The sequence below is a fragment of the Serratia sp. BNK-33-b genome, assembly GCF_048684565.1.
GTDB lineage: Bacteria > Pseudomonadota > Gammaproteobacteria > Enterobacterales > Enterobacteriaceae > Serratia > Serratia marcescens.
Map to the genome: position 1 here is coordinate 3,588,100 of NZ_JBLQTZ010000001.1, position 15,030 is coordinate 3,603,129.

Consider the following 15,030-nt stretch of genomic DNA (forward strand, 5'->3'; position numbering starts at 1 on the left):
ACGTCAGAACCTGACCGACACGAAGGTTTCATAGCTGCGCGGCGGCGCGATCAGCGCCTGATCCGGGTAGGTGCGCTGATAGGCGTACAGCTGGTTGGTGGCGTTGCGAATGCGGAAACCGACATCGACGATCGGCGTCAGCTGATAATCCGCCGCCAGATCAAGCGTGGTGTACGCGCGCATCTTGCGCTGGTTGGCGTCGTCGTTGTAACTGCTGCCGACATAGCGCAGCGAAGAAGCCAGCCCCAAACGTTCCGTCGCCTGATAATGCACGCTGAGGTTGGCGGTCCAGTCCGGGATATAGGCCGGGCGATTGCCGTTGTAGCTGCGCAGCGGGCTGCCGCCGCGATAGTCGTCGTAGCGGGCGTGCGTATAGGCGGCGTTGCCGGCCAGCTCCCAACGATCGTCGGGACGCAGCACCACGCCAAGCTCGATGCCGCGCGACGTCTGCCTGCCTACCGCGTTCAACGCATCCGGCCGCTGCGCATCGGGCACAAACAGGTTGTCCTTGCGCAGTTCATACAGCGCCAGCGTCGCCTCGCCCTTGTGATCCCAAAATTGCCCTTTGGCGCCGGCCTCCCACTGGCGCGCTCGCGTCAGCGGCAGATCGGTCTGCGTCGGGCTGAGGAAGAACAGATCGTTGCCCGGCTCCTGGCCGGTGGTGTAGTTGGCGTAAAGCGTGAGGTTATCGGTCAGCGCATAGCTGGGGCCCAGGCTCCAGGTGCTGAAAACATAGGTGCGCGCGCGGCTGTCTTCCTGCGGCCCCTGGAAGCGCCAGTCCATGTCCATATGGTTGTAGCGCAGTTGGCCCAGCAACGCTAAACGCTCGGTCAGGCTGAAGCGATCTTCAAGAAAAGCGGCGTACTGATTCTGAGTAACGTGGCGCACCGGCGCGCGTTGACTGGCGGTGCCCTGAGCGAACGGTTCTCTGGGCGGCGCGCCGAGCGGCACGTCCTCGGAGCCGGGGAAACCGTTGGAGTAGTACTGAAAATGCCGCTTGCTCAGATCGAAGCCGACCAGCAACCGGTTATCGAAACCGGCGATAACGCGATCGAACACCAGCGAACTGCGGTTGCCGATCAGATCGTCGTCGTGCGCCAGAGCGCCGAAAGAGTCGCGGTTGACGTCGCCGGGCCGAGCCGCCGCCGCGACGCGGAAACGTTCGACGTTGCGCCATTCGCGAAAGCCGCTGTAGTAATAGAATTGGTTATGCCACTCCACTTCGGGCGTCATAAACCAGTCCAGACTGGCCTGAAACGCGGTGGCGTTGCTCTGGATGCGGCTGTCGGTCAGGTTGTTGTAATTGATGTCGCGCAGCTCGCCGGCAATGCGCCCATTCAGCAGCGGCGTGCCGTAGTAAGGGTTGTTGGTGCGGTTGAGCATGCGGTCCAGGCTCAGCGTCAGCAACGCATCGTCCGTCAATTTAAACAGCAGCGAGCCGGAAACCCGCTTCTGCCGATCGCGTTCATACTGCACGTTGCTGCCGCTGTCGTTGCCGCTGACGTCTAACCGGTACGCCACCGCATCGTCCACCAGCGCGCCGCCGGCCCCCAGATGCAGACGCTGGCTGCGGTAGCTGCCGAAGCCATAGTCGAGTTCAACCGGCTGGCGGCTGAAGGTCGGCCGCCGCGAGATCAGGTTGACGCTGCCGCCTGCGGCGCTCAGTCCGTTCAATGCCGACCCCGGCCCGCGCAGCACCTCGATGCTGTCGTAATGCGCCGGATCGCCCAGCTGCAGCGTGCTGCCGGGCATCTCTACGCCGTTATACAGCCAGGCGATCGGCCGAAAACCGCGCGCGGAAAAGTTGTTGGACAACGTTGGCGAAGCGACGCCGGACAGACCGGTGGCGCGTTCGACGGCGGCGGCCAGCGAGCGATCGCCCCGCTGTTGGATCGCCCGCGCGCGGATGATATCGACGCTGCGCGGCGTCTCCCGAGCGCTCAGCCCGAGCTGTGACGCGCTGCGGCTCAGGGCGTTCAACGCATCGTAACGCCCGGCGGAGGCCGCCGCCTCCACGGTGAGATGTTCTTCACATCCCGTGGCATTGCGGGCTTTATCGCAGTCGGCGGCGAAAGCCAGCGGCGCCGTCAGTGCGCCGCCGACCCAGGCGGCAAGGCATAAAGATTTTCTGGGCGTGCCAAGACGCCGGCGTGTCGTACTCATGTGGTGCATCCCTGTGGTGAAATAAAAACCGGCCGCAGCCGGCGTAAAGCCTTATTGTTTTTCTGTTATGTTATATTATAACAATAAAGCAATGCCAGTCTTTATTACCCCGCTCTCCAGCGCACTGCGTTTGGCGCTTTGTCGCCAAATCGGCGACAATAAGATTTTTGCCGCCGACAGGATGCGCTATGCAGGCCGAAATTCTTCTGACTCTCAAACTCCAGCAAAAGCTGTTCGCCGATCCGCGCCGCATCGCGCTGCTGAAACAGGTACAGCACACCGGCTCCATCAGCCAGGGCGCCAAACTGGCGGGCATCAGCTACAAAAGCGCCTGGGACGCCATCAATGAGATGAACCAACTGGCGGAACACACGGTGGTGGACCGCGCCACCGGCGGAAAAGGCGGCGGCGGCGCGCAGCTGACGCACTACGGCCAACGGCTGATCCAGCTGTATGACCTGCTGGGCCAGGTGCAGCAAAAGGCCTTCGATGTGTTGCAGCAGGACGATCTGCCGCTCGACAGTCTGCTGGCGGCCATCTCGCGCTTCTCGCTGCAAACCAGCGCGCGCAATCAATTTTTCGGCACCGTCATCGAGCGCGATCATCAGCAGGTGCAGCAGCATCTGGCGATCTTGTTGAACGACGGCAGCACTCGCCTGACGGCGGCCATCACCCAGCAAAGCGCCGACCGGCTGCAACTGACGCCGGGCAAAGAGGTGCTGGCGCTGATCAAGGCGCCCTGGGTGCGGTTAAGCGTCGAGACGGCGGAACATGCCGACGCGGATAACGCGCTGGCGGGCGTGGTGGCCGGCATTCAGCCGGGCGCCGAACACAGCGAGGTGCTGGTGACGCTGGCGGGGGGCGAAACCCTGTGCGCCACGCTGACGACGGCGGAGTTGCAGCGCCTGCAGCTGAGCGTCGGCGCCGCCGTACACGCCCTGTTCAACGCCGACCACGTGATTGTCGCCACGTTGTGTTAAGCGCAACGTAACGTTGCATTTTTGTTGATTGACATCCCCCTGCAATACGCCTATTTCTAAGGCAAATAATTGCAAAAAAAGGAACAGGTGATGTCGTCGTTGCATATTTCGCAAGGTTCATTCCGCTTAAGCGATACCCGCACCCTGACGCTGGATGCACTGGCGATCCAGGCCGGCGACAGCTGGGCCTTCGTCGGCGCCAACGGCAGCGGCAAATCCGCCCTGGCGCGCGCGCTGGCCGACGAACTGGTTCTGTTGAGCGGCGAGCGCCGCAGCGACTTTCAGCACGCGGTGCGCATCTCCTTCGAACAGCTGCAAAAAATGGTCAGCGACGAGTGGCAACGCAACAACACCGATCTGCTCAGCGCGGACGAAGACGACACCGGCCGCACCGCGGCGGAGATCATTCAGGAAGAGGTGAAAGACGCCGCGCGCTGTGAGCGGCTGGCCGCGCAGTTCGGCATCACCGCCCTGCTGACGCGCCGCTTCAAATACCTCTCCACCGGCGAAACGCGCAAGACCCTGCTGTGCCGGGCGCTGATGCCCGAGCCCGACCTGCTGATCCTCGACGAACCCTTCGACGGGCTGGACGTGCACTCGCGCGCGCAGCTCGCCGCGTTGCTGAGCGAGCTTTCCGCCCAGGGCCAAACCGTGGTGCTGGTGCTCAACCGGTTCGACGAAATACCGGATTTTGTCCGCCAGGTGGGCGTGCTGGCGGACTGCACCCTGACCAGCCGCGGGCCGCGCAGCCAGGTAATGGCGGACGCGCTGGTGGCGCAGTTGGCGCACAGCGAAAACCTCAGCGGGCTGGCGCTGCCGGAAACCGAGGATCCGACGCAAAAAGTGGCCCTGCCGGCGGATCGGCCGCTGATCGTCCTGCGCGACGGCGTGGTCAGCTATAACGATCGGCCGATCCTCAATCATCTCGACTGGCAGGTTAACCCCGGCGAGCACTGGCAGATCGTCGGCCCGAACGGCGCCGGCAAATCCACGCTGCTCAGCTTGATCACCGGCGATCATCCACAGGGCTACAGCAACGATCTGACGCTGTTCGGCCGCCGCCGCGGCAGCGGGGAAACCATCTGGGAAATCAAACGCCATATCGGCTACGTCAGCAGCAGCCTGCATCTGGATTATCGCGTCAACACCAGCGTGCGCAACGTGGTGCTGTCAGGGTTCTTCGATTCGATCGGCATTTATCAGGCGGTCTCGGATCGTCAGCGGCAGCTGACAGAGCAATGGCTGGCGCTGCTCGGGCTCAACGGCGCGCGCGGTGACGCCCCGTTCCACAGCCTTTCCTGGGGCCAACAGCGGCTGGCGCTGATCGCCCGCGCGCTGGTGAAACACCCGGCGCTGCTGATCCTCGACGAGCCGCTGCAGGGGCTGGATCCGCTCAATCGCCAGCTGGTGCGCCGCTTTATCGACGTGCTGATCGGCCAGGGCGCCACCCAGTTGCTGTTCGTCTCGCACCATGCCGAAGATGCGCCGCAGTGCATCACTCACCGCCTCAGCTTCGTGCCCGACGGCGAAGGCGGCTATGGTTACCAACAGCAACGGCTGGAGGCGGCCTCCGCCTGAAACGCGGCGTAAACATATCCGGCAACACTTCACCGCAGCACATCACATTTGGCCTTTTATCATAGAAAGGAAGAAGGCCATTTTTGGAGACGCCATGTCCGCTGCGTTGATTATCATCGACCTGATCGAAGATCTGATCGGGCCCAAAGGGCGCGCCAACCACTGCCGCGAACAGGTGATGACGACCCACCTGCTTGCCAACGTCAATGCCGCCGCGGCCTATGCCCGGGTGCGAAAAATCCCGGTGATTTGGGTGCGGGTGGGATTCGCCGACGATTATCATGACATCCCGCCCCATTCGCCGCTGTTCAACCATCTCAAGCAGATCGGCGCGCTGCGGCTAAATGGCCCGGGCTGCCGCTGGATGCCCGAACTGCATCAGGAAGAGACCGATCTGCAGTTTGAAAAAACGGCAGTCAGCGCTTTCTCCGGTAACAATTTGTTAGCCTGGCTGCGGCAACATCGGTGCCATCACCTGCTGCTGGCGGGCATCAGCACGCCGCTCGCCATCGAGAGCACCGCGCGGCAGGCGCACGACGCCGGCTTTCAGGTGACCGTGCTGCACGATCTGTGCGCGGCCCCCACGCAGGAGATCCACCAGCAGAGCCTGGATACCCTGCAAAACCTGGCCGAAATCACCCGTTCGCAGGCATGGATGAAAGGCTAACCCTCCTCGCCGCCGGTCGTGTGGGCCGGCATCATGCACAAATGCATCACTGCCCCGACCTTTAGCGTCATCCTGGTGTGCTACTATCCGCTCTAGCGCTCAATTTTGCCATCATCGCACGCCGCAAAGGCGCTGAGCGCCGTGTACATATTTAAAGGGACATATCATGTGGGGCGTACTGGCTGCTTCGTTATTTTTCTTGCCGTTTAATCGGCTGATAGCCTGGGTGATCCTGGCCGCCTCGGCGGGCATGGGGCTTTATCATGGGGTACTGACGCCGCTCAGCCTGAGTTATCTGCTGGCGATCATAGCGCTGGCGGGGTTGCGCCACCATTTTCGCGCGCAGCGTAATCTGGCGATTGTGCTCGAAGGGCTGGTGGTCGCCGGCTGCGTGGCGCTGTTCTTGCACCTGGTGCCCGGCATCCACAATCAACTGATGATCGACGGCGAAAAAGCCGGTCCGCTCAGCGCGCCGTTCACCATGTATTACAACTTCGATAAGGCGATGGTGCCCTTCCTGCTGTTCGCCTGCTTGCCCACGCTGTTTTCCGCCGAACGCGGCGGCAACGCCAGCAGAGCGGGCTGGATTGCGCTGCTGCTGGCCGTGCCGGCGCTGTTGCTGCTGGCCGTCGCGCTGGGCGGCTTAAAAATTGAGTGGCATGCGCCCGCCTGGATCCTGCCTTTCGTGATGGCGAACCTGTTCTTTGTCTGCATGGCCGAGGAAGCGCTGTTTCGCGGCTACCTGCAACAGCGCCTCAGCCAGTGGCTGGGCGCCTGGCCGGCGCTGATCGTCGCCTCCCTGGTGTTCGGCGCCGCGCATCTGGCGGGCGGTACGCTGATGGTGATCTTCGCGACCCTCGCCGGGGTGATCTACGGCCTGGCGTGGATGTGGAGCGGCCGTCTGTGGGTGCCGATTCTGTTCCATTTCGGGCTTAATCTGACCCATCTGCTGTTCTTCACCTATCCGCTGTACCAGCATTCTTAACGGCTGAAGCCGGCAGAGAGCCCCTCTCTGCCGGCTGGTCGGGTGAAAACGCTATCACCGGCACTTCACCGCAATGCCCTCAATCACGTTGCCGCCTGCTTTTCTTCGCCCCTCCTGCGCTTTGCAATGAAGTGTAAACGATTCCATTTTTCGCGTTAGATCACCTTTTTACCGCCGCGGGCGTGCTATCTTTCTGCGCAACAGCCTCTCCCTGTTCAGCAACGGGCGTCTCAAGACGGTAATTGGAAGCGATTACACTTTCGTCGGCGCCAAGAAAGGAACCGTATGACGGAATTTAACCCTATCGATCATCCGCACCGCCGCTACAATCCGCTGAGCGGCCAGTGGGTGCTGGTCTCACCGCACCGCGCCAAGCGCCCCTGGCAGGGCCAGCAGGAGGCCGTCCCCACAGAAACGCTGCCGGCGCACGATCCCGACTGTTTCCTGTGCCCGGGCAACGCGCGCGTCACCGGCGATCGCAATCCGGATTATCGCGGTACCTATGTTTTCACCAACGATTTCGCCGCGCTGATGAGCGATACGCCGCCGGCGCCCAACAGCCAGGATCCGCTGATGCGCAGCCAGAGCGCGCGCGGCGTCAGCCGGGTGATCTGCTTCTCTCCCGATCACAGCAAGACCCTGCCCGAACTGACGCTGCCGGCGCTGGAGCAGGTGGTCGCCGCCTGGCAGGCGCAAACCGATGAGCTGGGCAAGCACTACCCCTGGGTACAGCTGTTCGAAAACAAAGGCGCGGCGATGGGCTGCTCCAACCCGCACCCGCACGGGCAGGTCTGGGCCAACAGTTTTCTGCCGAACGAGGCCGAACGCGAAGATCGCCTGCAGCACGACTATTTTCGGGAACACGCCTCCCCGCTGCTGCTGGATTATGCACAGCGCGAGCTGGCCGCAGGCGAACGCATCGTGGTGAACACCGAACACTGGCTGGCGGTGGTGCCCTACTGGGCCGCCTGGCCGTTTGAAACGCTGCTGCTGCCGAAAACGGCGGTGCAGCGCATCACCGAACTCGGCGCGGCGCAGAGCAGCGATCTGGCGCTGGCGCTGAAGAAGCTGACCAGCCGCTACGACAACCTGTTCCAGTGTTCCTTCCCCTATTCGATGGGATGGCACGGCGCGCCGTTCAACGGCGCCGACAACCGGCACTGGCAGCTGCACGCCCATTTCTATCCGCCGCTGCTGCGTTCAGCCAGCGTGCGCAAATTTATGGTCGGTTACGAGATGCTGGCGGAAACCCAGCGCGACCTGACAGCCGAACAGGCCGCAGAGCGTCTGCGCGCCGTCAGCGATATTCATTACCGTGAAGCCGGAGCCCAAGCATGAGCCTGAAACCGCTTACCCATTCCCTGTTTACCGAACACTTCGGCTACGCGCCGGCGTTGACCATCCAGGCGCCGGGGCGGGTGAACCTGATCGGCGAGCATACCGATTACAACGACGGCTTCGTGCTGCCCTGCGCCATCGATTACCAAACCGTCATCGCCTGCGCCAAGCGCGACGACCGCCAGATCCGCGTGCTGGCCGCCGATTATCAGAATCAGCAGGATCAATTCTCGCTCGACGAGCCGATCGTCAGCCACCCCGATCAGCGCTGGTCCGACTATGTGCGCGGCGTGGTGAAACATCTTCAGCGCCGCAACGCCGACTTCGGCGGCGCGGATCTGGTGATCGCCGGCAATGTGCCGCAAGGGGCGGGGCTCAGCTCCTCCGCCGCGCTGGAGGTGGCGGTGGGCCAGGCGCTGCAGGCGCTCTATCAGCTGCCGCTGGACGGCGTGGCGCTGGCGCTGAACGGCCAGGAGGCGGAGAACCAGTTCGTCGGCTGCAACTGCGGCATCATGGACCAGTTGATCTCCGCGCTCGGCCGGCGCGACAGCGCTCTGCTGATCGACTGCCGCTCGCTGGAGACCCGTGCGGTGCCGATGCCGGACAGCGTCGCGGTGGTGATCATCAACTCCAATGTGCAGCGCGGGCTGGTGGACAGCGAGTACAACACCCGCCGCACACAGTGCGAAGAAGCGGCGCGGTTCTTCGGCGTCAAGGCGCTGCGCGACGTCAGCCCGGAACAGTTTGCAGCGCGTCAACATCAGTTGGATCCGTTGGTGGCCAAACGCGCGCGCCATGTCATCAGCGAGAACGCCCGCACGCTGGCGGCGGCCGACGCGCTGGCGGCAGGCGACCTGCAGCGCATGGGCCGGCTGATGGCGGAGTCCCACGCCTCGATGCGCGATGATTTTGAAATCACCGTGCCGCCGATCGATCGGTTGGTCGAGATCGTCAAAGCGACGATCGGCCCGCGAGGTGGCGTGCGCATGACCGGCGGCGGCTTTGGCGGCTGCATCGTCGCGCTGATGCCGCAGGATCTCGTGGAGACGGTGCGTGCCGCCGTGGCGCACGAGTATCCGCGGCAAACCGGCGGATTGCAGGAAACCTTCTATGTCTGCCAGGCTTCGCAGGGGGCCGGTACATGCTGACGGCAACCACGGCAGCGGCGCCCGATGGGCGGCCTTACCAGCTGACACAGCTGCAAAACGCCGACGGCATGACGGTGACGCTGATGGACTGGGGCGCCACCTGGCTGTCCGCCGTCTTGCCGCTCAAATCCGGTGAAAAACGCGAACTGCTGCTCGGCTGCCGCAGCCCGGCGGACTACCCGCATCAAGGCGCTTATCTGGGCGCCACCGTCGGCCGTTACGCCAACCGCATCGCCAACGCCAGTTTGCCCATCGACGGGAAACCCCATGCGCTGGCCGCCAATCAGGGTGCCCACCAGCTGCACGGCGGCCCCGACGGTTTCCATGCCCGCCGCTGGCGCCGGGTACAGCACGAGGCGCAACAGGTTTGCTATGCGCTGCACTCGGCGGAGGGCGATCAGGGTTTCCCCGGCAATCTCGACGTGCAGGTTTGTTACCGCCTGACCTCGGATAATCGTCTGGAAATCAACTATCTGGCGCAGGTCGATCGCCCCTGCCCGGTCAATCTGACCAACCACGCCTATTTCAATCTCGACGGCGCCGGCACCGACGCCCGCGCCCATCGGCTGCAGCTGTTCGCCGATCGCTACCTGCCCGTCGACGCCGAGGGCATTCCCTGTGCCGATCTGACGGCGGTGGACGGCAGCGGCATGGATTTTCGTCAGCCGAAAACGTTGTTACAGGATTTCCTGCGCGATCGCGACCAGCAGCGGGTGAAAGGCTACGATCACGCCTTTCTGCTGCAGCGTACCTGTGGGGCGCTGGAGAGCCCGGCGGCGCATTTGTGGTCCGCCGACGGGCAAGTGCAAATGAGCGTGTTCACCGACGCGCCTGCGCTGCAGCTCTACAGCGGCAATTATCTGGCCGGCACGCCGGCGCGCGATGGCGGCAGCTACGCCAACCATGCCGGCGTGGCGCTGGAGAGCGAGTTTTTGCCGGACAGCCCGCACCATCCCGAGTGGCCGCAGCCGGACTGTTGGCTGCAACCGGGGAGCCGCTACCGCAGCGCCACGCATTATCAGTTTTATCCTATCTGACCCGCTACGCCCCTCGCCGTGCGGCCGGGGGCAATTTGTTATAAATGCTTACCTTTTAGCGCCATCCCCCCACCGGCGCCCACCTTCCCTTATTCCAAAGCGCGCACTACACTCAGGCTACCGTGATAAGCACAACGCCTTGTGCAACGTCACCATTTTCGGCCGATGGCGGCCAATCAATAGCTGAAGGAACACCTATGCGTCTGATTACTGCACTTCCATTGCTGGCGGGCTTAATGCTGAGCACCAATCTGATGGCGGCCGACGCGACGACGGCGACGAAAACGCCTTCGCCGGCGCAGGCGGCCCAACAGAAACGCATGACCGATTGCAACCAGCAGGCATCCACCAAGTCGCTGAAAGGCGCCGATCGCTCCACCTTTATGAGCACCTGCCTGAAGTCCGAAGGCACCGCGGCGTCCGGCAAAAACCTGACGCCGCAGCAGCAGAAAATGAAAAGCTGCAATGCCGACGCCAAGACCAAGGATCTGAAGGGCGACGCGCGTAAAACCTTCATGAGCAACTGCCTGAAAAAATCGGCCTGATTTTCCCCACGCCACGGCGCGTCCGGAGCGATTCCGACGCGCCGTTTCTCCCCCTTCCGCATCAGCCTGAACGATTCAGCTTTTTCCTTTCGCCAGCCCTTACTTTGCGGCAAGAAATTGGCTATGGTTAGACACTATCGATTGCCGAGCCCCGGCCCGCGGCAATATAATGATTTTCGTTATCATTGAAATGTCAGATTATTAAGGAGTTAAGCTATGGCTGTAACTAAGCTGGTTCTGGTGCGTCACGGCGAAAGCCAGTGGAACCAAGAAAACCGCTTCACCGGTTGGTATGATGTTGATCTGTCCGACAAGGGCCGCACCGAAGCGAAAGCAGCAGGCAAGCTGTTGAAAGAAGAAGGTTTCACTTTCGACTTCGCTTACACCTCCGTACTGAAGCGCGCGATCCACACCCTGTGGAACATCCTCGACGAGCTGGATCAGGCCTGGTTGCCAACCGAAAAATCCTGGAAGCTGAACGAACGTCACTACGGCGCGCTGCAGGGTCTGAACAAAGCGGAAACCGCGGAAAAATACGGCGACGAGCAGGTGAAACAATGGCGTCGCGGCTTCGCGGTGACCCCACCTGAGCTGACCAAAGAAGACGAACGTTACCCTGGCCACGATCCGCGCTACGCCTCGCTTAGCGAGCAAGAGCTGCCGCTGACCGAAAGCCTGGCGCTGACCATCGATCGCGTTATCCCTTACTGGGACGAAGAGATCCTGCCACGCATCAAGAGCGGCGAGCGCGTGATCGTTGCGGCGCACGGCAACTCCCTGCGCGCGCTGGTGAAATACCTGGATAACCTGAGCGAAGATGAAATCCTCGAGCTGAACATCCCAACCGGCGTGCCGTTGGTGTATGAGTTCGACGAGAACTTCAAACCAACCAAACGTTACTACCTGGGTAACGCCGACGAGATCGCAGCAAAAGCGGCGGCCGTAGCGAACCAGGGTAAAGCGAAGTAATTTCGCCCGTTCACGAAAAAGCCCCCGGTTTTCACCGGGGGCTTTTTTATTGCTGCTGCGCCATCGCCTCGTTCACCGCGTCCAGCCGTTCCTGCATCGCCGGATGGGTGCTGAGCCAGGCAGGCAGCGCCCAGTCATCGGCCTTTTCTCGTTCAGGCGCCTGCGCCAACGCGCGGTAGATCGCCGCCATTTCCGCCAACGAACGCCCCTGGCGCTGCATTTCCGCTATCGCAAACGCATCCGCCTCACGCTCCATCCCGCGAGAAAACTGCATCTCATTCACGAAGGATGCGGACTGCAGCAGCGTGTCGCCGATGCCGCTGACGTCACCCGTCATCCACATCAGCGTCAACGCCACCAGTGACGAACGCACCAACATGCGCATCGGGTGACGATGGGCGTGATGCCCCATCTCATGCAGCATCACCGCCGCCAAGCCATCGTCGTTTTTTGACAAGGTGACCAGGCTGTCGCTGAGCACCAGCGTGCCGTCCGGCAACATAAAGGCGTTCGGCGCACCGGGCGCCGCCATCAGCTTCAGCGAGAGCGGCGTGCGCTCCTGGCGCATCTCGGCCGGCATCACCTGCCGGAACAACTGCTGCAGCGCCCGTTGCCGTTCGGCCGGCAGTGCGGAGGGCGCGAAGCCGCTCTGGTCCAAAAACGTCTGCGTATGTTCGCCCAGCGTCTGTTCCACCGAGGTGGGGATGCGCATGGCGATCTCGCTGCTCGCCCACGGCAGCACCACGTAAACGTAAGCCACTACCGCCAGCAGCGTCATCAGCAGCGCCAAGGCGACGCCGCGTTTATGGCGTTCCAGGCGATGCACCCACCCCGGCGAACGGCGTTGATAGAACCAGCGGCGAAAGGCCGCGTCGTCGTCAGGCACAAAGCGCCCGCCGCCCTTGAAGGTGAGCGTCAGCGGAATATTGCCCAGCGCGGCAGAAACGGTGATGTCCGTCAGCGGGATGTAACGCTGTTCATCCTGCCGCTGCAACGTCACGCCTTCGCCGCTTTCGTTCACCAGCAGACGAGCCGCCTCACGTGCGGCCCGTCCCGGCAACTGATAAGCGCCTTCAAGGATCATCGGCGCCTCAGAAGTTGCCGCCCAGATCCAGCGCCTGCAGCGCTTCTTCGGCCACCGCGCTGTTGGCGGTTTCCTGATGCGCCGTAATGTCCAGCAGCGCCAGATCGCCTTCAACCGCCGTGCAGGCCGCCAGATAACGGGCATGACGCACTTCCGCCACCGGCGCCGCCAAACCGAGCGAGAACAGGGTAATCAGGGTATTGGTGATCAACAATCCCATATACGGCAGCGTTTTCATTGAGGAATGCAGCTTGATGTCGCCGTTCAGCCTTGCCTGGTTAAACAGATAGTTGCGCTGGGCAACGACCTGGTAGCTGCTGGCCACCAGCGCGCCAATTAGCAGCACCACCATCATCAGCAGAAGGCTGCTGATATTATCCAGCACCAGCACATCAATGGCTTCATTGGTTAACATGCCCATCAACACCATCTGATAGAGGGTAAGGAAGAACGAACCGATGCACACCAGCGCGACCAACATGAACGGCAGGAATATGAGCAGGCCAATCAAGGCAAATTTGATAAAGGCCGATTTCTTCAGTTCGGCAATAAACGGTGTCTTTCCGAAAAACAGGTTATTAACGTACAAATCATGCTGCAGTGCGCTAATAATGCCGTTTACCGCCGCAAATGCCGGCACGGCCAAAATCAGCGTCAGCACCAGCATAAAAGCGATGGCGTTGATGCTGCCAAGACCGCTGCCAATGCCGAGCAAGATGATCAGACCGACATACAGCCCGATAATCAGCAATAACGGGCAGAACAGTAAAGCCCAATAGGCGCGCCCGGTGCGGCAGACATAATTAAAACGCACGCCGCGATAGCTCGACATAATCGCATTGTAGCGCCAGCTGCGGATAACGATCCACGGCAGCAGGGCAAGCAACACCAGCAAAGCCAGCAGCCCCAGCAGGGGTGTTATCATCAGCAAGATATAAAACACAATGATGCCGCCGATCACCAACAGCCGCCCTTTCAGAATTTGCAGCGGTTGTGCATGGTAGTCGAAACGATCGCCGTCCAATTCCGTGTTGCCGTAAAAATAGCGGCGACGGCGCACCGTCGCCCAGGCGGAATAGATGCCCAGGGTCAGGGCGGTCAATAATGCATTGACTAACCAAATAGCGAAGTACTCACCACCTTTCCCATGGAATTTAATCCGGTGCAGCCCCAGCGGCTGCGAGGTATTGTTTGTCATAATTCTTTCATCCTGAAAGGAATAAGGTCATACCACTCCCCACTTATTAGGCCTGCGGGGTTTATGGAATAAAAAAAGCGTCTTATATAAGCACAATGCCGCGAGTAGTGACAATTATTCTTTTCTTAAATAGGAATAATGCGAAGAGGGCCGCTTAAGGACTTAATTGGCCTATTAACTGTAAGCCTTAAAGTCGTGGAATATAGAGAAGTGCAATGGCAAGGATAAAACAAGGGCCCGTTATCGGGCCCTTGTCATTGTTTGCGGTTATCCGCGGCGCGCTTTCACCGCCGCCGCCAGATCGCGCAGCACGGTTTCGGTGTCCTGCCAGCCGATGCAGCCGTCGGTCACGCTCTTGCCGTAAACCAGCGGTTCGCCGCTTTCGAGGTTCTGGTTGCCTTCCACCAGGTGACTTTCGATCATCACGCCGATGATCGCTTTTTCACCGCCGCTAATCTGCCCGCAAACGTCAGCGCTCACGTCCATCTGCTTTTTGAACTGTTTGCTGCTGTTGGCATGGCTGAAGTCGATCATCACCTGCGCAGGCAGCCCGGCTTTGCTCAGGCCGGCTTTGACGTCCTTCACGTGCGCCGCGCTGTAGTTCGGCTCTTTGCCGCCGCGCAGAATAATGTGGCAGTCGCCGTTGCCGCTGGTATTAACGATCGCCGAGTGACCCCACTTGGTCACCGACAGGAAGCAGTGCGGCGCGCCGGCGGCGTTGATGGCGTCGATCGCCACCTTGATGGTGCCGTCGGTGCCATTCTTGAAACCGACCGGGCACGAGAGGCCGGAGGCCAGCTCGCGGTGCACCTGCGATTCCGTGGTGCGCGCGCCGATGGCGCCCCAGCTCATCAGATCCGCCAGGTACTGCGGCGTGATCATGTCGAGGAATTCGCCGGCGGCCGGCAGACCGCTGTCGTTGATCTCCACCAGCAGTTTGCGCGCCAGGCGCAGGCCGTCGTTGATGTTGAAGCTGTTGTCCATCTGCGGATCGTTGATCAGGCCTTTCCAGCCCACGGTGGTGCGCGGTTTTTCGAAGTATACGCGCATCACCACTTCCAGCTCGCCGCTCAGTTCTTCACGCAGCGCCAGCAGGCGCCCCGCGTACTCTTTGGCGGCTTGGGTATCGTGGATGGAGCAAGGGCCAATCACCACCAGCAGGCGATCGTCGCTGCCGCGGAGGATATTGTGAATCGCGCTGCGGGCCTGGGACACCGTCTTTGCCGCGCGTTCGGTAGCCGGGAATTTCTCCAGCAGAGCCACCGGCGGCAGGAGTTCCTTAATATCATTAATGCGTAAATCGTCGTTTTGGTAATTCATAGCTTTTCCATTCGGTAT

General features: G+C 61.5%; 13 protein-coding genes. 9 read left to right on the forward strand and 4 right to left on the reverse strand.

Translation table 11 applies throughout. The features are described 5' to 3' along the window. Positions 1-3: 3 nt before the first annotated feature. Positions 4-2,163: a TonB-dependent receptor gene (locus tag ACMGGK_RS17330; RefSeq protein WP_079450907.1), complete on the reverse strand. Its 2,160-nt coding sequence runs from the start codon at positions 2,161-2,163 to the stop codon at positions 4-6. Between the two features lie 188 nt (positions 2,164-2,351). Between ACMGGK_RS17330 and modE the strand changes: the two genes are divergently transcribed. The 9 genes from modE (at position 2,352) to gpmA (ending at position 11,410) form a co-directional block, all read left to right on the forward strand. Further along, positions 2,352-3,143 (forward strand): molybdenum-dependent transcriptional regulator, encoded by a 792-nt coding sequence (gene modE, locus ACMGGK_RS17335; RefSeq protein WP_033641058.1) that lies wholly within the window; start codon positions 2,352-2,354, stop codon positions 3,141-3,143. 90 nt (positions 3,144-3,233) lie between these two features. Then, positions 3,234-4,721 carry a molybdate ABC transporter ATP-binding protein ModF gene (gene modF / locus ACMGGK_RS17340; RefSeq protein ID WP_033641473.1) on the forward strand — a complete coding sequence of 496 codons (1,488 nt, stop codon included), beginning with the start codon at positions 3,234-3,236 and terminating at the stop codon, positions 4,719-4,721. 94 nt (positions 4,722-4,815) lie between these two features. Continuing rightward, positions 4,816-5,388 (forward strand): cysteine hydrolase family protein, encoded by a 573-nt coding sequence (locus ACMGGK_RS17345; protein ID WP_016928708.1) that lies wholly within the window; start codon positions 4,816-4,818, stop codon positions 5,386-5,388. Positions 5,389-5,554: 166 nt separating this feature from the next. Then, a complete protein-coding gene (locus ACMGGK_RS17350; protein ID WP_420277069.1) occupies positions 5,555-6,373 on the forward strand; it encodes a CPBP family intramembrane glutamic endopeptidase in 819 nt (272 codons plus the stop codon). A gap of 285 nt (positions 6,374-6,658) precedes the next feature. Continuing rightward, positions 6,659-7,711 (forward strand): galactose-1-phosphate uridylyltransferase, encoded by a 1,053-nt coding sequence (galT, locus tag ACMGGK_RS17355; protein ID WP_420277070.1) that lies wholly within the window; start codon positions 6,659-6,661, stop codon positions 7,709-7,711. Beyond that, complete coding sequence (gene galK, locus ACMGGK_RS17360) at positions 7,708-8,859, forward strand: galactokinase (RefSeq protein ID WP_016928711.1); 1,152 nt, start codon at positions 7,708-7,710, stop codon at positions 8,857-8,859. The genes galT and galK overlap by 4 nt, the downstream gene beginning before the upstream one ends. Then, positions 8,853-9,896: a galactose-1-epimerase gene (galM, locus tag ACMGGK_RS17365; protein ID WP_420277071.1), complete on the forward strand. Its 1,044-nt coding sequence runs from the start codon at positions 8,853-8,855 to the stop codon at positions 9,894-9,896. The genes galK and galM overlap by 7 nt, the downstream gene beginning before the upstream one ends. A 197-nt stretch (positions 9,897-10,093) precedes the next feature. After that, positions 10,094-10,441 carry a PsiF family protein gene (locus tag ACMGGK_RS17370; protein WP_265260882.1) on the forward strand — a complete coding sequence of 116 codons (348 nt, stop codon included), beginning with the start codon at positions 10,094-10,096 and terminating at the stop codon, positions 10,439-10,441. Between the two features lie 216 nt (positions 10,442-10,657). Next, positions 10,658-11,410 (forward strand): 2,3-diphosphoglycerate-dependent phosphoglycerate mutase, encoded by a 753-nt coding sequence (gene gpmA / locus ACMGGK_RS17375; RefSeq protein ID WP_016928714.1) that lies wholly within the window; start codon positions 10,658-10,660, stop codon positions 11,408-11,410. 46 nt (positions 11,411-11,456) lie between these two features. Here the strand turns inward: gpmA and ACMGGK_RS17380 are convergent, their stop codons facing one another. The 3 genes from ACMGGK_RS17380 to aroG all read right to left on the reverse strand — a co-directional run bounded on the left by ACMGGK_RS17380 (position 11,457) and on the right by aroG (position 15,012). Next, on the reverse strand, positions 11,457-12,494 hold the full coding sequence (locus ACMGGK_RS17380) for a M48 family metallopeptidase (RefSeq protein ID WP_016928715.1): 1,038 nt from the start codon (positions 12,492-12,494) through the stop codon (positions 11,457-11,459). A 7-nt stretch (positions 12,495-12,501) separates the two neighbouring features. Beyond that, positions 12,502-13,692, reverse strand: a complete 1,191-nt coding sequence (locus ACMGGK_RS17385) for a YjgN family protein (RefSeq protein WP_016928716.1) — start codon at positions 13,690-13,692, stop codon at positions 12,502-12,504. Positions 13,693-13,959: 267 nt separating this feature from the next. Continuing rightward, positions 13,960-15,012, reverse strand: a complete 1,053-nt coding sequence (gene aroG / locus ACMGGK_RS17390) for a 3-deoxy-7-phosphoheptulonate synthase AroG (RefSeq protein WP_016928717.1) — start codon at positions 15,010-15,012, stop codon at positions 13,960-13,962. Positions 15,013-15,030: the final 18 nt, after the last annotated feature.